At 66.7% G+C, this 21852-nt stretch carries 22 protein-coding genes and 1 pseudogene; 10 read left to right on the top strand and 13 right to left on the bottom strand.

All coding sequences use genetic code 11. The features are described 5' to 3' along the window. Positions 1 to 61: 61 nt before the first annotated feature. Both H9L16_RS09875 and H9L16_RS09870 read right to left on the bottom strand, forming a co-directional pair. Entirely contained in the window at positions 62 to 1318 is a 1257-nt protein-coding gene (locus H9L16_RS09875; protein WP_187551546.1) for a DUF418 domain-containing protein, read from the bottom strand. A gap of 204 nt (positions 1319 to 1522) precedes the next feature. Then, a complete protein-coding gene (locus H9L16_RS09870) occupies positions 1523 to 2005 on the bottom strand; it encodes an FKBP-type peptidyl-prolyl cis-trans isomerase (RefSeq protein ID WP_187551545.1) in 483 nt (160 codons plus the stop codon). A gap of 66 nt (positions 2006 to 2071) precedes the next feature. On the opposite strand from H9L16_RS09870, the gene H9L16_RS09865 reads away from it, so the two are divergent. Both H9L16_RS09865 and H9L16_RS09860 read left to right on the top strand, forming a co-directional pair. Beyond that, entirely contained in the window at positions 2072 to 2632 is a 561-nt protein-coding gene (locus H9L16_RS09865; RefSeq protein ID WP_187551544.1) for a C40 family peptidase, read from the top strand. A 162-nt stretch (positions 2633 to 2794) separates the two neighbouring features. Then, entirely contained in the window at positions 2795 to 3451 is a 657-nt protein-coding gene (locus tag H9L16_RS09860) for a C40 family peptidase (RefSeq protein WP_229796601.1), read from the top strand. 46 nt (positions 3452 to 3497) lie between these two features. Here H9L16_RS09860 and H9L16_RS09855 read toward each other — a convergent pair whose 3' ends face one another. Genes H9L16_RS09855 through H9L16_RS09845 form a run of 3 tightly spaced genes read right to left on the bottom strand, consistent with a single transcriptional unit; the run spans position 3498 to position 5782 of the window. Further along, positions 3498 to 3995, bottom strand: coding sequence for an acyl-CoA thioesterase (locus tag H9L16_RS09855; protein ID WP_187551543.1), 498 nt, complete (start codon positions 3993 to 3995; stop codon positions 3498 to 3500). Positions 3996 to 4055: 60 nt separating this feature from the next. Continuing rightward, on the bottom strand, positions 4056 to 4466 hold the full coding sequence (locus tag H9L16_RS09850) for a GNAT family N-acetyltransferase (protein ID WP_187551542.1): 411 nt from the start codon (positions 4464 to 4466) through the stop codon (positions 4056 to 4058). Beyond that, positions 4463 to 5782 carry a dicarboxylate/amino acid:cation symporter gene (locus H9L16_RS09845; protein WP_187554135.1) on the bottom strand — a complete coding sequence of 440 codons (1320 nt, stop codon included), beginning with the start codon at positions 5780 to 5782 and terminating at the stop codon, positions 4463 to 4465. The genes H9L16_RS09850 and H9L16_RS09845 overlap by 4 nt, the downstream gene beginning before the upstream one ends. A 113-nt stretch (positions 5783 to 5895) precedes the next feature. Here H9L16_RS09845 and H9L16_RS09840 point away from each other — a divergent pair, with 113 nt between their 5' ends. Next, the gene (locus H9L16_RS09840; RefSeq protein ID WP_187551541.1) at positions 5896 to 7614 is read left to right on the top strand and encodes an alkaline phosphatase; all 1719 of its coding nucleotides are present in this window, start codon (positions 5896 to 5898) and stop codon (positions 7612 to 7614) included. Between the two features lie 104 nt (positions 7615 to 7718). On the opposite strand, the gene H9L16_RS09835 is transcribed toward H9L16_RS09840, so the two are convergent. Beyond that, positions 7719 to 8138: a CopD family protein gene (locus H9L16_RS09835; protein WP_187551540.1), complete on the bottom strand. Its 420-nt coding sequence runs from the start codon at positions 8136 to 8138 to the stop codon at positions 7719 to 7721. Positions 8139 to 8179: 41 nt separating this feature from the next. Here H9L16_RS09835 and H9L16_RS09830 point away from each other — a divergent pair, with 41 nt between their 5' ends. Continuing rightward, positions 8180 to 8773 carry a class I SAM-dependent DNA methyltransferase gene (locus tag H9L16_RS09830; RefSeq protein WP_187551539.1) on the top strand — a complete coding sequence of 198 codons (594 nt, stop codon included), beginning with the start codon at positions 8180 to 8182 and terminating at the stop codon, positions 8771 to 8773. A gap of 95 nt (positions 8774 to 8868) precedes the next feature. Continuing rightward, a pseudogene (locus H9L16_RS09825) lies at positions 8869 to 10107 on the top strand (polyhydroxyalkanoate depolymerase); the annotation flags it as partial. A 311-nt stretch (positions 10108 to 10418) separates the two neighbouring features. Here the strand turns inward: H9L16_RS09825 and H9L16_RS09820 are convergent. Both H9L16_RS09820 and H9L16_RS09815 read right to left on the bottom strand, forming a co-directional pair. Continuing rightward, positions 10419 to 11330, bottom strand: coding sequence for a sensor domain-containing protein (locus H9L16_RS09820; RefSeq protein ID WP_187551538.1), 912 nt, complete (start codon positions 11328 to 11330; stop codon positions 10419 to 10421). Continuing rightward, positions 11327 to 11686, bottom strand: coding sequence for a PadR family transcriptional regulator (locus H9L16_RS09815; RefSeq protein WP_187551537.1), 360 nt, complete (start codon positions 11684 to 11686; stop codon positions 11327 to 11329). Before H9L16_RS09815 ends, H9L16_RS09820 begins: the two co-directional genes overlap by 4 nt. Before the next feature lie 130 nt (positions 11687 to 11816). On the opposite strand from H9L16_RS09815, the gene H9L16_RS09810 reads away from it, so the two are divergent. The 4 genes from H9L16_RS09810 to H9L16_RS16215 all read left to right on the top strand — a co-directional run bounded on the left by H9L16_RS09810 (position 11817) and on the right by H9L16_RS16215 (position 14636). Further along, entirely contained in the window at positions 11817 to 12770 is a 954-nt protein-coding gene (locus H9L16_RS09810; protein ID WP_187551536.1) for a peptidylprolyl isomerase, read from the top strand. 117 nt (positions 12771 to 12887) lie between these two features. Next, the gene (locus tag H9L16_RS09805; protein WP_187551535.1) at positions 12888 to 13205 is read left to right on the top strand and encodes a metalloregulator ArsR/SmtB family transcription factor; all 318 of its coding nucleotides are present in this window, start codon (positions 12888 to 12890) and stop codon (positions 13203 to 13205) included. Positions 13206 to 13233: 28 nt separating this feature from the next. Further along, the gene (locus H9L16_RS16220; RefSeq protein ID WP_233449385.1) at positions 13234 to 13824 is read left to right on the top strand and encodes a hypothetical protein; all 591 of its coding nucleotides are present in this window, start codon (positions 13234 to 13236) and stop codon (positions 13822 to 13824) included. After that, positions 13785 to 14636 (top strand): DUF2867 domain-containing protein, encoded by an 852-nt coding sequence (locus H9L16_RS16215; protein ID WP_233449384.1) that lies wholly within the window; start codon positions 13785 to 13787, stop codon positions 14634 to 14636. Before H9L16_RS16220 ends, H9L16_RS16215 begins: the two co-directional genes overlap by 40 nt. Before the next feature lie 74 nt (positions 14637 to 14710). Here H9L16_RS16215 and H9L16_RS09795 read toward each other — a convergent pair whose 3' ends face one another. Further along, entirely contained in the window at positions 14711 to 17185 is a 2475-nt protein-coding gene (locus H9L16_RS09795) for a TonB-dependent receptor (RefSeq protein ID WP_187551534.1), read from the bottom strand. 44 nt (positions 17186 to 17229) lie between these two features. Next, the gene (locus tag H9L16_RS09790) at positions 17230 to 19107 is read right to left on the bottom strand and encodes a tetratricopeptide repeat-containing sulfotransferase family protein (protein WP_233449383.1); all 1878 of its coding nucleotides are present in this window, start codon (positions 19105 to 19107) and stop codon (positions 17230 to 17232) included. 298 nt (positions 19108 to 19405) lie between these two features. Between H9L16_RS09790 and H9L16_RS09785 the strand changes: the two genes are divergently transcribed. Beyond that, positions 19406 to 19705 (top strand): hypothetical protein, encoded by a 300-nt coding sequence (locus H9L16_RS09785; protein WP_187551533.1) that lies wholly within the window; start codon positions 19406 to 19408, stop codon positions 19703 to 19705. A 6-nt stretch (positions 19706 to 19711) separates the two neighbouring features. Here H9L16_RS09785 and H9L16_RS09780 read toward each other — a convergent pair whose 3' ends face one another. From H9L16_RS09780 to H9L16_RS09770, 3 genes are all read right to left on the bottom strand, one after another. Next, a complete protein-coding gene (locus H9L16_RS09780; RefSeq protein WP_187551532.1) occupies positions 19712 to 20593 on the bottom strand; it encodes a DUF2785 domain-containing protein in 882 nt (293 codons plus the stop codon). 3 nt (positions 20594 to 20596) lie between these two features. Continuing rightward, positions 20597 to 21415, bottom strand: a complete 819-nt coding sequence (locus tag H9L16_RS09775) for a DUF4349 domain-containing protein (RefSeq protein ID WP_187551531.1) — start codon at positions 21413 to 21415, stop codon at positions 20597 to 20599. A 67-nt stretch (positions 21416 to 21482) separates the two neighbouring features. Then, entirely contained in the window at positions 21483 to 21836 is a 354-nt protein-coding gene (locus H9L16_RS09770) for a GFA family protein (RefSeq protein WP_187551530.1), read from the bottom strand. Between the last annotated feature and the right edge of the window lie 16 nt (positions 21837 to 21852).

Below are 21852 nucleotides of genomic sequence, written 5' to 3'. Positions count from 1 at the left end.
CCAGGTCCGCTGAATGGAAACCGGCATTATCCGGGCTTGCGGGCTTGTCCGTCAGCCTCGCTCATGACAAGGCGACATGCATCGCAGGCCGCTGGCCATACGTCATCCACCGCCACAGCCATTCCATCGGCCCGAGTCGGTAGCGCGCCAGCCACCAATGGCTGAAGCCGACCTGCAGCGCGAACAGCGCCAGCACGAACAGCGGCTGCCACGCGCGCGGCAACTGCTCGAAAAAGCCCAGGCCATAGCCGTAGAAGACCAGCGTGCACACCACCGATTGCATCAGGTAGTTGGTCAGCGCCATCCGCCCCGCCGGTGCCAGCCAGCGCAGGCGTTTCGCCCAGGCAGGCAATTGCATCGCCAGCACGATCGCCGACAGGTACGCCAGCATCAACAGCAGGTTGGCGACCTGTGCCGCGGTCTGCGCGGCGGCGCTGCCGATGCTCATCTGCGAAAAGCTCATGGTGGGATGTGTCCACGCCGACCACAGCATCAGCGGCAGGCCGATGCCGAAGCCAAGATTGCGCAGGCGGCGGAACAGCGGCAGGTGCGCCGCGCTGTGGGGGATGGTGCCGCTGCGCATGAACCAAGCGCCGAACAGGAAAACGCCAAGCAGGGTCGGGCCGAAGAACACCAGGAACCCGAGCATCGCGCCGGTGTCTGTGGCCCGCTGGGCCACGGCTTCGGCATAAGTGCCAGCACCGAAGGCTTGGCGCTGGCCATCGACCAGCGCGGCCATCTGCCGGGCTTGCGTAGCCATGCCCTTCTGGAATTCGGCAATCGCCTGTGGATCCTGTTGCGCCAGCGTCGCGAAGCCCGCCATCGCCCACGTCAGCAGCAACGGCAACAGGTACAGGGCCACGCCCCACCTGGGCAGGCGCGAGACCGGCGTGCGCCGGAAGCACAGCAGCAGCACGAAGCCAAGCAGCGCATAAGTCAGCAGGATGTCACCGGACCAGATCAGCAAGGCATGCACCAGGCCGATGCCGAACAGGGCCAGCAGGCGACGTGCGTAGAGCGCGGTACCGCTCCGGCCGCCGGCATTCGCCCGTTCGAGCATCACCGCGAAACCCATGCCGAACAGCAGCGAGAACATCGCGATGAACTTCCCTTGCACCAGCACGTAGATCGCCGCGTCCACCGAGCGGTCGATGCCGCTGAAACGCGGGTTGACCCCGGTGATCGATTCCATCATCGGACCGACGAAGGCCTCGATGTTCATCAGCAGGATGCCGAGCAGCGCGACCCCGCGCAGCACGTCCATCACTTCCACCCGCTCGCCCGCAGAGACCGGCCCCACCGCCTTCATGCCCGACATGGAACGCCCCTCCCCAGTTGCGTGCCGGCAGCGTAGCGCATCGCCCGCAGCAATTCGGCCTCAACGAAAATGGCCCGCTTGCGCGGGCCATTCGCTCGAACGTTGCTGGTCATTACCGTCGGAAGACGACGTGCCGAGTGCGAGTGGCCTCAAATCAACAGCAAAGACACTGGATCCCTGCCTTCGCAGGGATGGCGGGTCAACTCAATGCTGGTGGCCGCCGTCACCGTGCACGTGGCCGTGCGCCAATTCTTCCGCGGAAGCCTCGCGGACTTCCACGATCTCGATGTCGAACTCCAGGTCCTTGCCGGCCATCGGGTGATTGAGGTCGACATCGACCACGCTCATGCCCACCTTCTCGATGGTGACGGCGCGCGGGCCGAAGTTGGTGTTGAGCACGACTTGCATGCCGGGTGCCAGCTTCTGCGCCCCGAAATGCTTCTTGGGCACGCGCTGGCCAAGGCCGTCGCGGCGTTCGCCGTAGGCGTCTGCGGCCGGCACGCTGGCCTTGAAGCTGTCGCCAGCCTCGCGGCCGTCCATCGCCTTTTCCAGGCCGGGGATGATGTTGCCGTGGCCGAACAGGATCGCCAGCGGCTGGCCGCTGTCCTTCGAGTTCTCCACCGACTCCTGGCCGGTCTCGGCAACGGCATAGTGGAAACGGACGACGCGGTCTTTTTCGATCTTCATGGGTGCTCTCGGTCTTGGTGCAGTTGCGCGCTTGCCGCCGAACGGCGATGCGGGAACACTGCGCGAATGATTGGACCAGCCGACTGCCAGCAGCGACCGGGTGCGCATGGCGCACGGAATTATCCGCGCAATGCCCTGCTGGCGCTATTGGCTGCCCTGCTGCTGGCCGGTTGCGGTGGCAACGTCCGCCCGAGCGCGAGCCAGCGAACGCCCCAGCGCGATTGGCCCGTCGTCCAACCCGCGGACCCGGCGAAGGCCAATGCAGTGCTGATGCGCGCGATCAGCCTGGTCGGGACGCCGTATCGCTACGGCGGGAACACCCCGGAGGGCGGCTTCGACTGCAGCGGGCTGGTCAACTACGTGTTCCGCGACATGCTGGACCTGCGCCTGCCAAGGACATCGCGAGAGCTCGCCGAGACCCAAGGACCGAGGATCGCCACCGACCGCCTGGCCGGTGGCGACCTGGTGTTCTTCGGCAGTGGCGGCCAGGTCAGCCATGTCGGTATCTACGTGGGAGAGGGCCGCTTCGTGCACGCTCCGAACAGCGGCGGCACGGTGCGCCTGGACCGGCTCGACGGCAGCTGGTGGCGCGACCATTACACCGGTGCAAGGCGATTGCTTTTGTGATTCAAGGACTTGCGATCATCGGCGTTTCATCAAGATGAATAGGCCAAACGGCTATTTTTGTGACCGGCCCTCGCATTCATTTGCGTCCAGCTAACGATTTTTGAACCCTTCACACGGCATCGACGGGCATAGTCGCCCCTGGTTTCAAATCGTGATGACCGCGTGACGACAGCGACCCTGCCCCACGGCCATACCGCCGCCCACCCCGCCCGCCGGGGATACACCTTGTTCCTCGCCGTGGCGCTGGCCGCCTGCGCCGCCCCGGCGATGGCGATCACCCCCACCGCGCCGCCGGCCGATGCCGCGCCCTCGGTGACCGTCGCCACCCAGGCACCGCTGGATGCCGTGGCCACGGTCGACCTGGCCAGCCCCGACAACGCCCCACTGGTCGCGCAGATCGCCGCCCTGCAAAGCGCGCAGAACGCACCGACCACGTCCAGCCGCATCAAATCCGTCCTGCAGCGTGCGTTCTCGCTGCTGGGCACGCCCTATCGCTGGGGCGGCACCAGCCCGGAAGCCGGCTTCGACTGCAGCGGTCTGGTCGGTTACGTGTTCCGCACGATCGGCATCGACCTGCCGCGCGTATCGCGCTCGATGGCCAATGAAGGCACCGCCGTCGCCGATCGCACCGCCCTCGCCGAAGGCGACCTGGTGTTCTTCGGCAAGCGCGGTCGCGTCGACCACGTCGGGATCTACATCGGCGAGGGCAAGTTCCTGCACGCCCCGCGCACCGGCCGCGACGTCACCGTGTCCAGCATGGACAGCGGTTACTGGAGTCAGAAGTACCTGCAGGCCCGGCGGCTCGCGACCGGCGCCTGAAGCAAACCTGCATTTGCCGACGCCGCCTCCGGGCGGCGTCTGCGTTTCAGGCCTTCCTGCCGGCCTCGCGGTATCGGGCCACGGTCTGCTCGATGTCCTTGCTCAGCGCCATCACCTGCATCGCGTACTCGGCCAGGCGGTGGTCTTCTTCATCGCGCGGAATCCAGCCCGGCACCGCGACCGGCGTGCCCTCCACGCCGTCCAGCGCGACGAACACGATCACGCAATGCGTGCACAAGCGCTCGCCTGCGTCGTGCATCGGGTCGCGCGCCCGCACGTCCACCGCGAAGTGCATGGAACTGGTACCGGTATGGACCAGGGTGGTTTCCACCGTGACCAGGTCGCTGATCCGGATGGGCGCGACGAAACGGATCCCGCCCACCGCCACGGTCACGCTGTACTTGCCGCTCCAGCCCACCGCCGCCGCATAGCCGGCCTGGTCGATCCATTTCATCACCTGCCCGCCATGGACCTTGCCGCCGTAGTTCACGTCGGTCGGTTCGGCGAGGAAGCGCATGATCAACTGGCGCTGCTGTCCGCTCATGGTGGTCTCCGTCGGAAGTGGCCATGCTACGCCGCGCCTGCGATGGCCGCGTGCGCAGCGTCAGACCCGATAGAACATCCCCACCGAGTGGCTGGACTCGGCGAATCCGTATTGCGCGTAGAGATGTTTCGCCTGGCCATCGGCGAACAGCGAGACGTGCGCGGTGGGCTCGGCATTCGCGCGCAGCCAGGCGTCCAGCGCGCCCATGATCCGCTTGCCCAGGCCGCGGCCCTGCAGCTCGGGCAACACCGCGATGTCGACGACGAAGTGGAAGCAGCCACCATCGCCGACGATGCGGCCCATGCCGACGACCTCGCCGTCGCGCAACAGGCTGACCCCGTAAGTCGTGCTGGCGAGCCCGCGCGAAGCCGCCGGCTCCGACTTCGGCGACAAACCCGTCGCCTCGCGCAACCTGCGGTAATCGGCAATGCCGGGAAACCGCTCGATCAGCTCGATGCCACTGTCGCTCATCGCGGTGCGTCGGCCTGGTCCAGGCCCACATTGGTCGATGCGGCTTCGTAGACAGTGCGGTCGAGCATGCCGGTCTGCTTCGCCACCAGCACCGGCACCAGCATCTGCCCGGTGACATTGGTCATCGTCCGCATCATGTCCAGCACGCGATCGATGGCATACAGATAGCCGATCGTCTCCAGCGGCAGCCCAGCCGCGGACAAAACGACCGTGGCCATGATCACCGCCGTGCCGGGCACACCGGCGGTGCCGAAGCTGCCCAGCACCGAGGCCAGCGCGATGATCAGGTATTGCGACAGCGACAACTCGATGCCGGCGTATTGCGAGATGAATACCGCCGCCAGCGCCGGGTAGATCGCACCGCATCCATCCATCTTGATGGTCGCGCCCAGCGGCACCGCGAACGCGGCGTAATCCTTGTCCACGCCGAGGTTGTGGGTGGCGCTGCGCAGCGACACCGGCAATGCCGCGAAGCTGCTGGACGCCACGAACGCCACCTGCATGCCCGGCGCAGCGCCGCGGAAGAACTTCCATGGATTCAGTCCGTGCGCCATCAACAAGCCGCCATAGACCACGATGATGTGGAACGCACATGCCACGTACAGCGCGACCACGAACATCAGCAACGGCCGCAGTTGCTCGAAGCCGTAGCCACCGACCAGCGCCGCGATCAGGCCGAACGTGCCGATCGGGGTGAACTCCAGCACGAAGCGGGTGACCTGGATCATGATTTCGCTGGCCTCGCCGACCAGCTTGCGCATGCCGGCGACTTTCTCGCCCAGCTTCACCATCGCGAACCCGATCACGCCGGCGAAGAAGATCACCTGCAGCACGGTGCCCAGCCGCGGCACCAGCACGGTCATGCCATCCGAGGTCTTCGCACTGGCCGCACCGCCAAGCGCCTGGAACGGATTCGATGGCACCAGGTTCAGCAGCATGTCGAGCACGCCGGGAACCTGCTTTTCCTTGTAATCGGACGCAATCTGCAAGACCCCGACGCCGAGCCCGGGCTTGAGAATCCAGCCGAACGCCAGGCCCACGCCCACCGCCAGCACCGCGGTGATCGCGAACCACAGGAAGGTACGCCCGGCCAACGCGGCGATCGACTTCTGTCCGCTGAGCGAGGCCACCGCATTGATCACCGCGAAGAACACCAGCGGCACCGCGATCATCTTGATCAGGGTGACGTAGAGATCGCCCAGCGGACCGAACCAGGTCTCCGCATTCGGACCGAACGCCCAGCCGGCCAATGCCCCGAGGACGAAGCCGGCGACCACGCGCTTCCAGAACTTGATGCGGAACCACCACTCGAACATGCGGGTCACCCAGCGAGGCAGACCGCGACCATACCCGAGCCCCTTCGAACGTGGCAGTGCCCGGGGTGCAACACTGAAGCACGACCGACATGCGGAACGTTCATAATCGGTGGATGACGCCATTCCCCCCACACCGTCCCTGGCTTCCGCTCGCCTGCGCATTCGCCCTCACCGCCTGCGCCAGCGCTCCCACCCAAACCCCATCGGCACAAGCGCTTTCGGCGCGCGCCACCGGCATCGACGTGCCGGTGCCGTCGATCGCGCATCCCGCCGGCGAAACCGCCGCGTGGTGGTTCCGCGATGGCGCATCGCAGGCCGCCGCACGCGGCGCGATGCAGGGCCGGGCGAAGAACGTGATCATTTTCCTCGGCGATGGCATGAGCCTGACCACGGTGGCCGCGGCGCGCATCTTCGAAGGCCAGCGCAAGGGCGGTAGCGGCGAGGAAAACCGGCTGGCCTGGGAAACCTTCCCGGCCACCGCGCTGAGCAAGACCTACAACACCGACTCGCAGACGCCGGATTCGGCCGGGACCATGAGCGCGATCGCCACCGGGGTGAAGACCCGCGCCGGCGTGCTCAGTATCGGCCAAGGGGCGAAGCGCAAGGACTGCGCGGGTGCATTGGCCGCGCCGATGCTGACCTTGTGGGAGCTCGCGTCGAGCAACGGCATGGCCACCGGCGTGGTCACCACTGCGCGGGTCACCCATGCCACCCCCGGTGCCACCTTTACCCACTCACCGGAACGCAACTGGGAGAACGACAGCGACCTGCCCGCGCAAGCCGTGCGCGAAGGCTGCATCGACATCGCCCGGCAACTGGTGGAGACCCCGTTCGGTCGTGGCTTCGATGTGCTGATGGGCGGCGGCCGCAAGAACTTCATGCCCGCCTCCCAGCGCGATCCGGAAGAGGACGACAAGGTCGGCGAGCGCCGCGACGGCCGCGACCTCATCGCCGACTGGAAGACGCGCCACCGCGGCGGCGTGTACGCCTGGAACAAGGCGCAGCTCGACGCCGCGCCACTCGACAAGCCCCTGCTCGCGCTGTTCCAACCCGACCACATGCAGTTCGAATACGAACGCCCGAAGGACGTGGCCGGCGAACCGTCGCTGGCGGAGATGACCCGCGCCGCGATCGCACGCCTCTCGCGCAATCGCGAGGGCTACGTGCTGCTGGTCGAGGCCGGCCGCATCGACCACGCCAACCATTACGGCAATGCGTACCGCGCACTCAGCGACACGGTGGCCATGAGCGACGCCGTGCGCGCGGCGAGCGAGGCAACATCGGCCGAGGACACCCTCCTCATCGTCACTGCAGATCACTCGCACGTGCTGAATTTCGTCGGTTATCCGCATCGAGGCAATCCGATCCTCGGCAAGGTGCGCGGCGGCAGCGGCGAGGACGATGAGGGCGGCCTGGTCAACGACGGCTTGGGGCTGCCCTACACCACGCTCAGCTATGCCAACGGACCCGGCTACACCGGTGCCAGCAGCTCGCAAGCCGCCGGCCCGAAGCACTACCCGCACATGGGCAAGGAATACGAACCCGCCGAGGGTCGTCCCGACCTGCGCGGCGTGGACACCGAGCACCCCGACTACATGCAGGAGTCCGCCGTGCCGCTGCCGAACGAAACCCACGGCGGCGATGACGTCGGCATCTGGGCAAGCGGCCCCGGCAGCGACGCGATCCGCGGCAGCGTGGAGCAGAACGCGATCTTCCATTTCGCGGCGCAAGCAACCCCGCGCCTGCGCGAGGCGCTGTGCGCGAAGGAACTCTGCGATGCCAATGGCGTGCCGGTGGAGTTGCCGGCGGTCGAGGCTTTCAAACCGCGCTGAATTCAATCAGCGGCGGTTGGCGTATCGGCATCCTGTAGGAGTGGCGCAAGCCGCGACCGGATGATGCAAAGTCGAGGCTGAAGCCCCTCCACAGAAGCAGATACTCAGAACGGCTTCGCCAGCACCAGGTAGACAATCGCGAACAAGAGCACGACCGGTGCCTCGTTGAACCAGCGCAACGCCGTCGGCGACGGCAACTTGCGGCCGGCATCGACCCCCTTCAGCCAGCGCCCCGTGACGATGAAATACGCCAGCAACGCTGCGACCAACGCCAGCTTGGCGTGCAGCCAGCCACCGCCGAAGCCGAAATGCAGCCACAGGACCGCGCCGAGCACGACGGCGATGCCGAACATGGTGTGGCCGAAGCCGTACAAGCGCCGGCCCATCAGCACCAGCCGCGCGCGAACCGCAGGCTCGTCGCCCGCTTCGGCGATGTTGACCAGGATCCGCGGCAGGTAGAACACCGTCGCCATCCATGCGATCACGAACACCAGGTGCGCGGTCTTGGTCAGCAGGTAGGCCATCGGGTTGCTCTCGTGCGCGGCGAAGCCTTTAGGATGCCACGATGACCAAGACCTACGACCGCGCCTACTTCGACCGCTGGTACCGCAATCGCGAAATTGGCGGTGCGGCGCGACTCGCGCGCAAGGTCGCGCTGGCCGTCGCCACCGCCGAATACCACCTGGAGCGGCCGATCCGCAGCGTCATCGACATCGGCTGCGGGGAAGGTGCGTGGCGCGCCCCATTGCTGAAACTGCGACCGAAGCTGGCCTACCTCGGCTTCGATGCCAGCGAGTACGCGATCGCCCGCCATGGCCGCCGCCGCAACCTGCACCTGGCGCGCTTCGCCGACTTCGAGTTCCTGCGTCCCTGCCCGCCCGCCGACCTGCTGGTCTGCAGCGACGTGCTGCACTACCTGCCAACCCGGGAACTTGAGCGCGGCCTGCCCGCCCTGGCCGAACTCTGTGGCGGCGTGGCCTTCATCGAAGCCTTCGCCCGCGAGGACGAAGCGGTGGGCGACGACCACGAGTTCAAGTCGCGGCCGGCGTCGTTCTACACGACGCGGCTGCGTGCGCTCGGCCTGCGTCCGTTGGGCTCGCATTGCTGGTTGTCGCCGGCCCTGGCCGGGCAGGCGACCGCGCTGGAATTGCCGGGCTGAGCCGAAGCGCGACCGCGGTCACGGCCCCCTCCGGCCGATACGTTATGCTGCAATGCGGCATCACTTGATGCATGACAGGGGCTGGCGGACGCATGTTGCTTTACCAACTGCATGAATTCTGGCGTGCCGGGCTTGCGCCCTACACGTACTTTGCCGATGCCGGCGCCAAGATGTACTCGGCCAACGACAGCTGGCTGGCCTCGGTGCCGGGTGCGCAGCGCACTGCCGCCGCCTTCGAGCTGATGTACCGGCTTGGCAAGGACTACGAAAAGCCCGAGTTCGGCATCCACCAGGTCGAGGTGGACAGCGTGGCCGTGCCGGTGGTGGAACGCGTGGCGGTGGAAAAACCGTTCTGCCGGTTGCTGCGCTTCAAGCGCTTCACCGACAACGAAGACAAGCTGCGCGACCTCAAGGACGACCCCAGCGTGCTGGTGGTGGCGCCGTTGTCCGGCCATCACTCCACGCTGCTGCGCGACACCGTGCAAACCCTGCTCGCCGACCACAAGGTCTACATCACCGACTGGACCGATGCGCGCATGGTGCCGGCCGAGGCCGGCCCGTTCCAGCTCGACGATTACATCGCCTACGTGCAGGAGTTCATCCGCCACATCGGCACCGACAACCTGCATGTGGTCAGCGTCTGCCAGCCGACGGTGCCGGTGCTTGCGGCGGTCTCGCTGATGGCGGCGCACGGCGAACCGCTGCCGAAGTCGATGACGATGATGGGCGGGCCGATCGACACCCGCGAATCGCCGACCTCGGTCAACAACCTGGCCACCCGCCAGCCGCTGTCGTGGTTCGAGAACAACGTGATCCACAACGTGCCGGCCAATTACCCCGGGCACGGCCGACGTGTGTATCCCGGATTCCTGCAGCACATGGGCTTCGTGGCGATGAACCCGGAGCGGCACCAGACCTCGCACTGGGATTTCTACCAGGACCTGCTGAAGGGCGACCTCGATTCCGCGGCATCGCATCGCAAGTTCTACGACGAATACAACGCGGTGCTGGACATGCCGGCCGAGTACTACCTGGACACCATCCGCACGGTGTTCCAGGAACACCTGCTGCCGCGCGGCCTGTGGGACGTGGCCGGCGAGCGCGTGGATCCGTCGAAGATCCGCGATTGCGCGCTGCTGACGATCGAGGGCGAGCTCGACGACATTTCCGGCCAGGGCCAGACCCGCGCCGCGCACAAGCTGTGCACCGGCATCCCCGCCGCCGACCGCCAGCACGTCACGGTGCCCGGCGCCGGCCATTACGGCATCTTCAGCGGACGCCGCTGGCGGACGCAGGTGTATCCGCAGGTGCGTGCGTTCATCGCCGACCACGCGGCCAAGCCGGTGGATCAGCCCGTGCAGCACGCCTTGTTCGCACTCAAGACGTCAGCTTCGTCCAAGCTTGCCGCAAAAAAAGCGAGCGCGCCGAAGAAAGCGGTCGCGACGAAGAACCTGGTCGCCGCAAGGAAGGTGTCCGTGTCCAAGCCTGCAGCGAAGAAGCTAGCAACGAAGTCGGCATCGAAGAAACGCTGACGCGGGCTTGCAGCACCCACTTGGTCGGCACCCGAGCATGCATCGAGGATCCGGCATCGGGAACAAAAAACGCCTGCTGATGCAGGCGTTTTTCTTTCCAGCAGCAGCGTGGTTCAGACCACGGCGCCGTGAACCAGCAGGTACTTGGCCAGTTTGCCGTGCATGCGGCCGATCAGTCGCGCCAGGTGCAAGGTAGCGAACACCAGTAGCAGGCCCGCCAGCACCAGCAACGGCCAGGCCCACGGCGACGTCGGATCGAACCAGCCGGTGTGGGTGATGTGGATGTGGGTGCCGTAGCCCAGCGCCTGCGCGATCGGTGCGGCGATCAGCGCCAGGCCGATGCTCATCGTCACCACGACGACGATGAAGTACGCGATGCCAAGCGGCAGCATCGCCACGAAGTACAGCATCGTGCCCCACGTGCGCGGGTCGGTGAACATCGCGCCGATCCGCTGCAGTACCGGCAGGCTCCTGTCGCTGTACAGCGGTCGGCGCGGCATGCGCTCGCCCAGCATGACCTCGACCAGCCGCCCTTCCACCAGCGCCAGGATGCGGGTCGCGCCGATGAACAGGATGAAGAACGGGATGCCGATGATCAGGATCGCCAGGCCCGCGGACAGCGACAGGCCCATTACCACCCACACGAAGTAGAAGATGCCGGTGGCCAGCGCCAGCAGCATGTAGAACAGCGAGCCGTAGGTGTGCGGATCCACCAGCACGCCGAAGAAGCGACCGAGCAGCGATTTGCGAGGCGGCGGCGGCGGCGCGCGCAGCGCGGTCTGCACGCGGGTCTCGGTGTCGCGATAGATGTCGGCGACTTCATCGGGCGCACCGTAGCTGCCGGCGACTGCGGCGATCACCTCGGCCTCGGACTTGCCGGCATTGGCGGCGAGTTCCGAACGCAGGTAGTCCTCGGCGTCGTACAGGGCGTCCTGTGCCAGCGCCGGGTCGCAGCCATCCAGCGCGCGGCGCAGGCGTTCCAGGTAGGCGGGGATGGTGGTGGGCAGGTCATGCATGGCGTTCATGCGGTGGCTTCCTTGAGCACGGCATCGAGGGAATCGCGGGTGGCGCGCCAGGCGGCGGTCCAGTCGACCAGGGCGTCGCGGCCGGCAGGCGTCGCACGGTAGTAGCGGCGCGGCGGCCCGCTGACCGAGGGCTCGACGAAGCTGTCGAGCAGGCCGGCGCCTTCGAGATTGCGCAGCACCGGATACAGCGCGCTCTGCTTGCCGGCCAGCACGCCGTCGCCGGTCTGCTCCAGCCGCTTGGCGATCTGGTAGCCGTACATCGGCTCGACCGAGGCCGCCACCACCGCCAACAAGGCGAGCGACACCGTGCCGGCGCTGAGCTCCTTGTGGAATTTCCGTAACAGGGCTTCGTCCATCTGCGGATTCGCCGGGGGCTATGTTGGAACGAACACTAGTATTCAATTCGATATAGCGAATGTGCCAGTAGTCACGTCATCGCATTAGAGCCCGATCAACGCACCCGTTGCCCGACCCGATGCGGACGCTATGCTTCGGCCTTTCCCGTATTCCGGATGCCCCATGCGCCCTGCCTTGCTCGCCATCGCCCTGTCGTTCGCCATCGTCGCGCCCGCGTTGGCGCAGGACGCCGCCAAGCCCAAATACCGCAGCGCCAAGGAAATCATCGATGCCGCGCCGGCGAGCGCCTGGCGCGACCTCGACCCGGCCAACACCCTGTACATGGAATTGCCGGCCGGTCGCGTGGTCATCGAGCTCGCACCGGGCTTTGCGCCGGAGCACGTGGCCAACATCAAGACCATGGCCAAGGGCGGCTTCTGGGATGGCCTGGCGATCTATCGCTCGCAGGACAACTTCGTGGTCCAGTTCGGCGATGCCGAGGGCGAGGAAGCCGGAAAGGCGAAGGCCTACCCTTCGGGCACCCGCACCAAGCTGCCCGCCGAATTCACCCGCGATGCCAAGGGCGCGCGCTTCGACAAGCTGCCCGACATCGACGGCTGGGCACCCGAGGTCGGTTTCATCGACGGCATGCCCGCCGCGCGCGACCCGAAGACAGGCAAGGCGTGGATGGCCCACTGCTACGGCATGCTTGGTGCCGGCCGCAACAACGCCCCCGACAGCAGCATCGGCGCGGAGCTTTACGTCGCCATCGGACAGGCACCGCGTGCGCTGGATCGCCAGTTGAGCGCGGTCGGCCGGGTGGTCAAGGGCATGGAGCTGCTGAGCGTCATCCCGCGCGGCCCGGAACCGATGGGCTTCTACGAGAAGCCCGAGCAGCGCGCGCCGATCCTCTCCATCAAGCTCGCCAGCGATGTGCCCGAAGCGCAGCGCACCCCGTTGCAATTGCTGCGCACCGACAGCCAGGCCTTCATCGATGCCACCGAGGCCCGCCGCAACCGCGTCGACGGCTTCTACACGATCCCGGTCGGCCACATCGACCTGTGCAACGTGCCGTTGCCGGTGCGGGCAACGCCGGCGAAGTGATGACGCCCAGGCACTGATGGACGAAGGCCGCCTCCGGGCGGCCTTCCTGTTTGCAGGGCTTGACAAGCACGTCCGATGCTTCAATGATTAACGAAATAGTTAATCATTGAATTGCACATGAGCGCGGATCGCATCTTCGAAGCCCTCTCGTCCTCGGCACGCCGGCAAATCCTTGCTTACCTGTCTGCAGGCGAACTCAGCGCCGGGGAGATCGGCGAACGCTTCTCGATGACCGCGCCCGCGATCTCCCGGCACCTGTCCCTGCTGGAAGCCGCCGGGCTGGTCTCGGGCGAGCGCCGTGGCCAGTTCATCGTGTATCGCCTCAACGGCGACAACCTCGTCAATACGCTGACCGGCTTCGCCTTCGAGCTTTGCCCGACGGCGGGTCCGTTGAAACGCGAGTCGCGCGCCAAGACGAAGGCAAAGGCGCGCTGATCGAAGGATTCTCCCGAAGGAGCACGCCATGCCCACCGTCTCCCGCCCCGCCCGCGGGTTCCCCACCGCCCGCATCGAACACCGCCACGGACGCCTGCCGGTCGAAGTCAGCCTGGTGGCGCAACTCGGCCATGGTGCCGGCGATGACCTGTTCCGCCAGACCGGCAAGCGCCAGCATGGCCAAGCCGGTTTCATCGACGCGCTCGACGAGCCCTCCGCGAGCATCGCCGCCACCGACTTCGCCCGCGGCGAATCCACCGCGCTGTTCTCGTTCGCGGTCGGACCAGAGGGCCACCCGTTCCATCGCCATGCAGGCCACCGCGTGTTCACCGCGATCTCCGGCAGCGGTGGCACGCAGCTGTGTTTCTCCACCGTGTCCGATGCGGCGATGCAAGCCTCGCCGACCGCCTTCGTCGACGCCCTGCACCATGTCGACATCCCGCCGGACTGCCTGTTCACCGTGCGCTTCGGCGGCGGCACCTGGCACCGATTCATGCCATTGAAACCGGGTCATCCCGCGCTGTTCGCCCTGTCCTGCCATACCGACGAACGCGGGGCATCGACGATCCTGCGTTGGCCATGCTGGTGGCCTCCGGCAAGGCCGATATCCCCGGCCTGACAGAACTGTTGCCCGATACCGTGCTCGCCCATCTGCACGCGCATCCACCGTGCTCCGGGGATATACCAACCATTGCACTGTCGCTGGACGGCCCCCCGGGAGGTCTGTTGGATTCGGGCTGCAGCGTCGTTCGTCGCGCCGCCGGACGCCTGCGCGGACTTGCAGAGGCGTGGCGCACCGCCGGCGGTTTCATCGCCCGTCGCGGCCGTGCAGTGACCGAACTCGCATCACCGCCCGCGGGTTCGTTGCTGTCTTCGCAATTGAGCGAAGGATTCGAACACGAGGACAGCTTCGAAGTGGTGCTGCATGCCGCCAACCTGCGTGGCCAACTGGCAAGCGACCTGCTTGCCGATGTGCTGGAAGGATTCCTGGCCAATCGACCGGCCGGCGTGAGCTGGCTGATGCGCCTGCGCAATGTGCTGGTACGCCCGCTGCGCCTGCGCACGTCGCCGTTGGGGTGCCCGGTGTCGTCGCTGCTTTCGCCGAATCGCGACAACCTGTTCGCCGGTCGCCATCCGGTGCTCGACCAGGCCACCGACCCGCGCGGACTGCATGCTCAGGTCCTGCTCGGCGCCGACGACCGCCACCTGCGTTTCCGCTCCTGCGTGGGCGTGCGCATTGCGGGCGATGAAGCGCGGATCACCCTTGGGACGCGCGTGCAGGCGCGCAACCTCTTCGGCCGTTTCTACATGGCCTGCATCGAAGGCGCGCATCGCCGCTACGTCTCGCCGGCGATGCTGTTGCTCGCGGTCGAGCACGCGCAACGCCGGCTGCATCCGGCCACGGATCCGGCGACGGCGATCGCCCTCTGAAACATGTCCCCTCGCGTATCGGAGAAAAGAAGGCCGCGCGAGGGCGGCCTTCCTGTTGGTGACGCTCGCCCGACTCAGAACGACTGGCTGAAGCGGATCCCGAACGTGCGCGGTTGCGCGATCACCGTGTACGGCTGGTTGCCGCAGGTCAGCGCGGCGCACTGGGCGAAGCGGCTCATCTCGGCGCGTTCATCGAAGGCGTTTTTCAGGAACAGGTCGATCGACCAGTTGTCCTTGCTCCAGCCCACCGAAACATCGGCCGTGGTGTACGCGGCCAGGGTGCCGAGCAATGCGGTCTCGGCTTCGCGCAGGTCGACCCGGCGATTGCCGACGTGCGAGGCCGAGGCCTGCCAGTAGGCTTCTCCGCCGGCGAGGTCCCAGGTGTAGCGGGCATTCAACGCACCCTTGAACTTCGGGGTGATCGGCAGGCGCGTGCCGGATGCAGCCTGCGGGCCATCGACCGGATCGCCGTTGGGATTCAGCGTGCCGGGCGGGCAGACCGTTTCCGGTTCGCCGTCGGGACGGATCCAGCCGCAGTAGTTGCGGGTCAGCTTGGCGTCGTACCAGGCGAAGCCGCCGCTGATCTGAAGGTTGTAGCTGGCCGCCCAGCTGAGGTCGAGCTCCAGGCCATCGACCTGCGCACTGTTGGCATTGCGGATCTCGGTCAGGCCGTTTTGCCCCAGGTAGGAGAACTGGAAATCCTCCCAATCGGCGCGGAACAGCGCCCCGTTGAACACGAAGGCATTGCCCCACGTGGTCTTCCAGCCCAACTCGTAGTTGGTCAGGAAGTCGGACGTGTACGGCGGCAGCGTGCCGCGACGGTTGATGCCGCCCGGCCGGTAGCCTTCCGACCAGGTCGCGTAGATCATCTTGTTGTCGTCGATCTGCCAAGTCAGGTTGACCTTGCCCAGCGAGTCGCGCTCGCTGACGCGCTTGTCCAGGTTGGTGCAGGGCGCGCCGTTGAATGCTTCGTTGGAGAAGCACTGCGAGACACCGGTGCTGCCGCTGAAGCCGTCGCCGTAGCCGAAGAAGCCCTTCAGCGAATTGTTGGCCTTGAACCAGCGCATGCCACCGGTCACGGTGATCGCGTCGGTGATGTCGAACGACAGTTCGCCGAACACCGCCTCGTCGCGATCCTTGCGCTGTTGCGCGGTCAGCCAGATGGTGTCTTCCCAGCCGTTGACCCAGAAATCCTGGGTGAGGTTGTCGACCTTGTAGCGCTGGAAGATGTCGTGGCTCTGCTGCTGCCAGAACAGGCCGGCGACCATGCGGAAACGGTTCTCCTGCGGAGAGGACACTCGCAGCTCGTGACTGGTGCGCTTGTAGCCGTCGGTCGCCTGGATGTACTGCGCCGGATTGATGTAGTCGCCGTTGTCGTCGTAGAAATAAGCGCCGTAGCCCGCCAGGGTGTCGTACCAGAAGCCGTAGTCGCTGTAGTCGGATTCGGAATCGACATCGCGCTTGAGCTGCGAGAACACGTAGGTCAGGTCGAAGTTGCCGATCTTGCCCTCCACCGTCAGCGCCGCCTGGTGCCAGCGATCGTTGGACGATTCCGGGAAGAAATGCTTCACCGCCATGTCGCCGCTGGAGGCGTCGTAGCCCATGTCCGGGTTGCCGGTGTTGGGGTCGATGCCGGCGCTGCCGTAGGCCTTCTGCTTCTGCGCGATCAGCTGCGGGGTGATCGTCCAGTTGTCGTTGATGTCGAAGCGCAACGCGCCGCGCAGGCCCATGGTGTCGGCGGTGTTGTAATCGTCCTCGGCCAGGTCGGCGTTGTCGTCGGTGATGCCCGAGGTCGGATAGGTGCGGGTGCCGCGGATGTTGTCCACGTAGCCGGCATCGTGCTTCTGCCAGCCGACCAGGCGCACCGCGGCGCGGTCGCTGATCGGGATGTTGACGAAGCCTTCCAGCACGTGGCCGAAGCCGCCGCCGTCGATGCCGTTGGCTTCCACCGAATAGCCGGCCGAGAACGCCGACGAATCCGGCTTGCGGGTGATGATGCGCACCGTGCCGGACTGCGAACTGGCGCCGTACAGCGTGCCCTGCGGACCGGCCAGCGCCTCGACGCGCTCGATGTCGTACATGTGGATGTCCAGCGCGCCCTGGATCGTGGTGATCGGCTGGTCGTCCAGGTACATGCCGGCGCTGGGCTGGGAACCGGAGTGGTTGCCGTCGCCGCCGCTGGCGATGCCGCGCATGTACACCTGCACGAAGCCGGGGCCGGAGAACACGCCGCCGCCGGCGGTGCCGTAAGTCAGGCTGGGGATCAGCTTGGCGTAGTCGTCGAAGTCGGAGACGTTCTGCTGCTCCAGCTGGGTGTTGCCCAGCACCTGCAGGCTGATCGGCACCTTCTGCAGGTTCTCCTCGCGTTTCTGCGCGGTCACCGTGACCGTGTCGAGGGTGCGCGCGTCCTTCTCCTGACCCTCCGGGGCGGCATCCTGCGCCCATGCCTGTGGCGCGCACATCACCATCGCGATGGCGACTGCCAGCGGCAGGCGGCGGTGCGGACTGGGCAAAACGGTCTTGCGGCTGTTGCGCTTGCTTGCGTGCATGTCGTGTTCCCCGGTTTGCTGGCTGCGAATGACGGTGGTCCGCCTTATGGTTGTGGAACGCCCGGCGGCGGTGCCGGGTAATGCTGCAGGACCGGGCCGAGCGCGCGTTCCAGCGGCCCGAGCCAGGGCTCGAAGTGCCGCCACTGGTCCACGCCCTCGCGGTAGATCGGCTGGCGCACCTGCTCCGAACTGGCGGTGCGCACCGGGCGGTCGTTCTCGAAGAAGCGCAGGCAGCGTTCGTCGAACGCCAGCCCGCAATAGTCGAGCAATGCGCGCACCTGGGTTTCGGTATCGGCCACCATGTCTTCGTAGATGACCCGGTGCACGCGTCCGGGCATGACTGCGTCGAAGTGCGCCATCAGCGCCACGTAGTCGGCGTAGTAGCGCCCCATGTCCCCCAGGTCGTAGCTGAAGGCCTGGCCGCGGGCGAAATGCTGCTTGAAGTTGGAGAAGCAGCAGGCCATGGGATGGCGGCGCGCGTCGATGATCTTCGCGTTCGGCAGGATCAACTGGATCAGGCCGACATGGGCGAAGTTGTTCGGCATCTTGTCGATGAAGAACGGCAGGCCCAGCTTGCGCTGCACCCTCGACGTCTCCAGGTAACGCTGGCCCAGCGCACGGAACTCCGGCATGGCGAGTTCTTCGACGATGTCGTGGTACGACGTGGTTTCCGGTCTCGGTTTGCGCGCGCGCAGGTCGCGCACGATCGTGATCAGGTCGGGCAGTTCCATCGTCGCTTCGACCTGCCGATGGCTGGACAGGATCTGTTCGACCAGAGTCGAGCCCGCACGCGGCATGCCGACGATGAAAATCGGTGCGGGATCGGAATCGCCGCTGCCGGCGCGTTCGCGAAAGAACCCCGGCGTATAGACCATCTGCGCGCGGCGTCGACGCTGCGTGCCCTGGCGGGCGTCGTAGGGCAATTGCTTGCGACGCAGGAGGTTGCCTTGTTCGTAATGGGCAAAGGACGCCTGGTAATCGCCGGCATCCTCCAGCGCCTTGCCCAGCGCGAATTCCACCTGCAGACGCTGCTCGTCGGCTAGCCCCGTGCGTTGCAGTTGCGCCTGCATCGCGGCGATGTCGTGCGCATCGAAACGCACGGTCTTGAGGTTGGCCAGGCTCCACCAGGCGCTGCCGAAGCCGGGATCGATCTCCAGTGCACGCCGATAGGCGGTGATCGCGCGATCGGTCTGGCCCTCGGTCTTGAGTGCGTGGCCCAGGCTCATCCAGATGCGCGCATCCTTGGGCCGTTCGCGCAGGATCGACTCGTACAGGCGGATCGCATCACCGTAGTCGCCCAACTTGCCCAGCACCACCGCCTTCAGGTTGCGAAGCCCCTGGTTGTCGGGATCGTCGCCGAGCAGCGCATCGATCTCGACCAATGCCTCCTGGTGGCGATTGCCGCGATCCAGCATCAATGCGTACTGGTGGCGCGCCATCGCGAAACCCGGAGCCAGTTCCAGGCAGCGATGCAGCAACTCGATCGCCTGCTCGTTGCGGCCAATGCGTGCAGCGAGTTCGGCCAGCATGCGCAAAGCCGCCACATCGGTCGGGAATTCACGCAGGCGGTCGCGCAGGGCGTCCTCGGCTTCGGGCAGGCGACCGCCGGAGAGGGCCTCGCCGGCGACCAGCAGCTGCGGGTCCTGCCCGCCATTGCGTGCATGCGCCAGATAGGCATGCGCCGCGCGCCCGCGATCGCCCGCCGCGTCCAGCAACAAGGCCAGATGCAGCCATACCCTGGGCAGACCGGGTTGCAGGCGTGCTGCCTGCGCGAGTGCATTGCTCGCCGCCTGCGGCTCATCGTGCGCGATCAATGCCAGGCCAAGTTCCATCCACACCCGCGGTGCAGCAGGCTGCTCAACCGACAACGGCTGCAGGATCTCGATGGCGCGCAACGGTTCGCCCAATGCGTTGTGCGCCATCCCCAGCAACAATCGCGCGACCGGATCACCGGGGAAGCATGCAGGATCTGCCGCGCCTGCTCGGAGGCCATCAGCGGATCGTGCTCGAGCATGCGCATGCCATGCGCAAGCGCGGCCTCCACGCTGACGGTCGGTGTAGTGGTCTTCATTGACGCCCTTGGCTGCGATCGTGCGGAGTCGCGTTCCCCAAACGCGACCACGGCAATCTACCCGCGGCCATGCGCCAGCGTCCAGCGCCATCACCCGGCCTTCGCCTGGTGCCGCCTAGCCTGCGGTTCCCCCGAAGGAAGCCACGCCCATGCCCCTGTTGCGCATCCGCCTGACCGGCAACGAGGACGATGTCCGCGCCGTTTCCAACCTCTTGCAGAGCCTGGACGGCATCGAACACGTCGAGGAAGTCGCCGACCTGATGCCGCGGATGGACGATGCCGATTCCAGTTCGGCCGGCCTGAGTGACCTGCAGGGCCCCAGCGCGCACGAAATCGAGGTCGATGCGCCGAACGAATCGACTGCCCGGCGTGTGCGCGAGGCCGTCGAAGCGCTGGCCTTCGACCTCGACATGCTGGTCGAGTTCGAGGAAGACGGCGACGGCGAGTGACGCCGGTTAGCCGCCGAGCAACGCCTTCGCGATGAGCGGCTTCAGCGCGCGCAGCGCCTCGTTCTGGCTCGCATCCGCCTGGATATAGAGGGCAGCGAGGAACGCGCTGAGGTCATGCCGGCGCGCCAGCCAGGCTGCGTCGCCGCTCGCTGGCATGGGGCCGAGCCTCGCCGTCAGGCGATCCAACCACGTCTGCCAGGCGGCTTCGGTCAACATGCCGCGGCGAGCCACATAGGCGACCGGCTGCACCAGCCGGTCGGACTCGCCAAACACGTAGGCATGGCCCGATGCCGGAACGGCCTGCAACGCGAGCGCATCGAGGATGCGCTGCAGTTGCGCGGCGTCCAGCGCCGGGTTCAGCGACAGCTGCAGCAGCCAGTCGGCAGCGTGGGCGACGCCGTGACGCCAGCCGATCCCGGCCTCGAAGCCGCGGTAGTCCTGCACCGACCCGAGATACGCCGTGGCACGCGCCAGCATCGCGTCGCGCTCGGTCGGCGACATCCATGGCGCGACCCGGTCGGTGCGTGCCACCTCGGCCAGCACCAGCGCGGCGAACGGCCGCGACACGCCCTGTGGATCCGGCGCTTCGAGGCGTGCGAACAACGCATCGCGCAGGCCACGAAGTACTGCAGCATCGAAATCGCCCGCGCGCATCCAGTGCTGCAAGGCCTCGAAGGCGATGCCATCGCGCAGCAGCGGATCGGGATCGCCGAGGCAATCGATCAAGCCCATCGCCATGGCCTGCTTGCCGGCCGCTTCCGCCACCGCGAAACCGGCCAACTTCAACGTTTCCAGGCTGGCCCGATCCTGTCCGGGCGGCGGACAGGCCGCCATCGCCGGCGCGCAGGCCAGCAGGGCCAATCCCAACCACACTCTCTTTCCGCGCATCGCCTAACCCTTTGTCCTCCGTGGTGCGCGCCATCTGCGCACGCCACCCACCAGCACGGCAATGACCAGAACCAGCGGAATCAGGAAGGCAGCGGCACGGATCAGCCACGCGGTGCCCAGCGAGAGGATGCCGCCGAAGTCGCGCAACGCCTGCGCCACTTCATTGCGGCCGGCCTCGCTGCCCGGCGGCTGGAACTGCAGGGTCAGCAGTTGGGTATCGATGCGCCGGCGGTGCTGCGCGCCTTCCTGCTCGGCGGCCTGCAACTGCGCTTCGGCCTCGGCCATGCGCTGCGACAGGGCAATCATGTCGGCCACCGCCAGATCGCGGCGCTGCTGGAATTCCTGCAGGCGCACGAGTTCCTTGCGCAAGCGATCCTGCGCCAGGCTGTTGTCGCGCACGACCACGGCCAGGTCTTCGGCCCGGGTACTGCGGCTGCCCAATCGCGCGCCCGCGCTGGCCAAGGCGATCATCGGCTCCACCGCCGCCGGCGCCATCCGCATGCCCAGCGTTCCCGACGCATGCTCGCCGCCCTGCTGTTGCACATTGAGGACGACGCAGGCACCGAAGCGGCGGCTGTTGCAGGCATTGCGTGCTTCCTGCAGGCGCGCGGCGATGCGGTCGGCCTGCAGCTCGATCCGGGCATCATGCTCGTAGGCCAGCATCGCCGCGGGTTCCGCGGATGCCGCATCCGCCATCGACTGGGCACGCATCGGAGCCCCTGCAGCCCCGGCCTCCTCCGCCGCAATCGGGGTTCCCTTGCTGCAGGCCACCAGCGACGCCAGCAGGCCAACCAGACACCATCGCGCTCGACTCGTCGCCATCGTCATTCCATCGCAGGGGCATTCGCCCGGTCGAACCGCCAACGCCTGCATGCGCCGGGCGGGGTTGTCAGAGGCTGGCACCGTCGTACGGGATCACGGTCAGGCTGGCCAGGTCAACATCGGGCAGGCAGCGCACGTTGACGGCGACGGTGGCCTCGCCGGTCTTCGGATGAGTGCCTTCGCCGAACGGGCCGATGCCGCAGGTCGGGCAGAAGCGGTGGCGGATCGCGTGCTTGTTGAAGGTATAGCTGGCGATATCGGCGTCCGGCGTCTTCAGGATCAGCGCGCTGCGCGGGAAGAACGCCAGCAGGTGGCCGCGGCGGCGGCAGATCGAGCAGTTGCAATCGATCACCGTGTCGATGTCGCCTTCCAGGGTGAATGCGATCGCGCCGCAATGGCAGCCGCCTGCGTGGATGGTCATGCGGATATCTCCCCGG

It is taken from the genome of Thermomonas carbonis (assembly GCF_014396975.1).
GTDB lineage: Bacteria > Pseudomonadota > Gammaproteobacteria > Xanthomonadales > Xanthomonadaceae > Thermomonas > Thermomonas carbonis.
This window is presented reverse-complemented; position numbering and strand designations above follow the sequence as displayed.

Coding starts and splice junctions, on each gene's coding strand:
- H9L16_RS09780 (WP_187551532.1), bottom strand. CDS start 20,593: ATGCGCGGAAAGAGAGTGTGGTTGGGATTGGCCCTGCTGGCCTGCGCG.
- H9L16_RS09775 (WP_187551531.1), bottom strand. CDS start 21,415: ATGGCGACGAGTCGAGCGCGATGGTGTCTGGTTGGCCTGCTGGCGTCG.
- H9L16_RS09785 (WP_187551533.1), top strand. CDS start 19,406: ATGCCCCTGTTGCGCATCCGCCTGACCGGCAACGAGGACGATGTCCGC.
- H9L16_RS09815 (WP_187551537.1), bottom strand. CDS start 11,686: ATGGACGAAGCCCTGTTACGGAAATTCCACAAGGAGCTCAGCGCCGGC.
- H9L16_RS09810 (WP_187551536.1), top strand. CDS start 11,817: ATGCTTCGGCCTTTCCCGTATTCCGGATGCCCCATGCGCCCTGCCTTG.
- H9L16_RS16220 (WP_233449385.1), top strand. CDS start 13,234: ATGCCCACCGTCTCCCGCCCCGCCCGCGGGTTCCCCACCGCCCGCATC.
- H9L16_RS09790 (WP_233449383.1), bottom strand. CDS start 19,107: ATGGCGCACAACGCATTGGGCGAACCGTTGCGCGCCATCGAGATCCTG.
- H9L16_RS09830 (WP_187551539.1), top strand. CDS start 8,180: ATGACCAAGACCTACGACCGCGCCTACTTCGACCGCTGGTACCGCAAT.
- H9L16_RS09835 (WP_187551540.1), bottom strand. CDS start 8,138: ATGGCCTACCTGCTGACCAAGACCGCGCACCTGGTGTTCGTGATCGCA.
- H9L16_RS09870 (WP_187551545.1), bottom strand. CDS start 2,005: ATGAAGATCGAAAAAGACCGCGTCGTCCGTTTCCACTATGCCGTTGCC.
- H9L16_RS09805 (WP_187551535.1), top strand. CDS start 12,888: ATGAGCGCGGATCGCATCTTCGAAGCCCTCTCGTCCTCGGCACGCCGG.
- H9L16_RS09770 (WP_187551530.1), bottom strand. CDS start 21,836: ATGACCATCCACGCAGGCGGCTGCCATTGCGGCGCGATCGCATTCACC.
- H9L16_RS09855 (WP_187551543.1), bottom strand. CDS start 3,995: ATGAGCGGACAGCAGCGCCAGTTGATCATGCGCTTCCTCGCCGAACCG.
- H9L16_RS09845 (WP_187554135.1), bottom strand. CDS start 5,782: ATGTTCGAGTGGTGGTTCCGCATCAAGTTCTGGAAGCGCGTGGTCGCC.
- H9L16_RS16215 (WP_233449384.1), top strand. CDS start 13,785: ATGCTGGTGGCCTCCGGCAAGGCCGATATCCCCGGCCTGACAGAACTG.
- H9L16_RS09850 (WP_187551542.1), bottom strand. CDS start 4,466: ATGAGCGACAGTGGCATCGAGCTGATCGAGCGGTTTCCCGGCATTGCC.
- H9L16_RS09840 (WP_187551541.1), top strand. CDS start 5,896: ATGACGCCATTCCCCCCACACCGTCCCTGGCTTCCGCTCGCCTGCGCA.
- H9L16_RS09875 (WP_187551546.1), bottom strand. CDS start 1,318: ATGTCGGGCATGAAGGCGGTGGGGCCGGTCTCTGCGGGCGAGCGGGTG.
- H9L16_RS09795 (WP_187551534.1), bottom strand. CDS start 17,185: ATGCACGCAAGCAAGCGCAACAGCCGCAAGACCGTTTTGCCCAGTCCG.
- H9L16_RS09820 (WP_187551538.1), bottom strand. CDS start 11,330: ATGAACGCCATGCATGACCTGCCCACCACCATCCCCGCCTACCTGGAA.
- H9L16_RS09865 (WP_187551544.1), top strand. CDS start 2,072: ATGATTGGACCAGCCGACTGCCAGCAGCGACCGGGTGCGCATGGCGCA.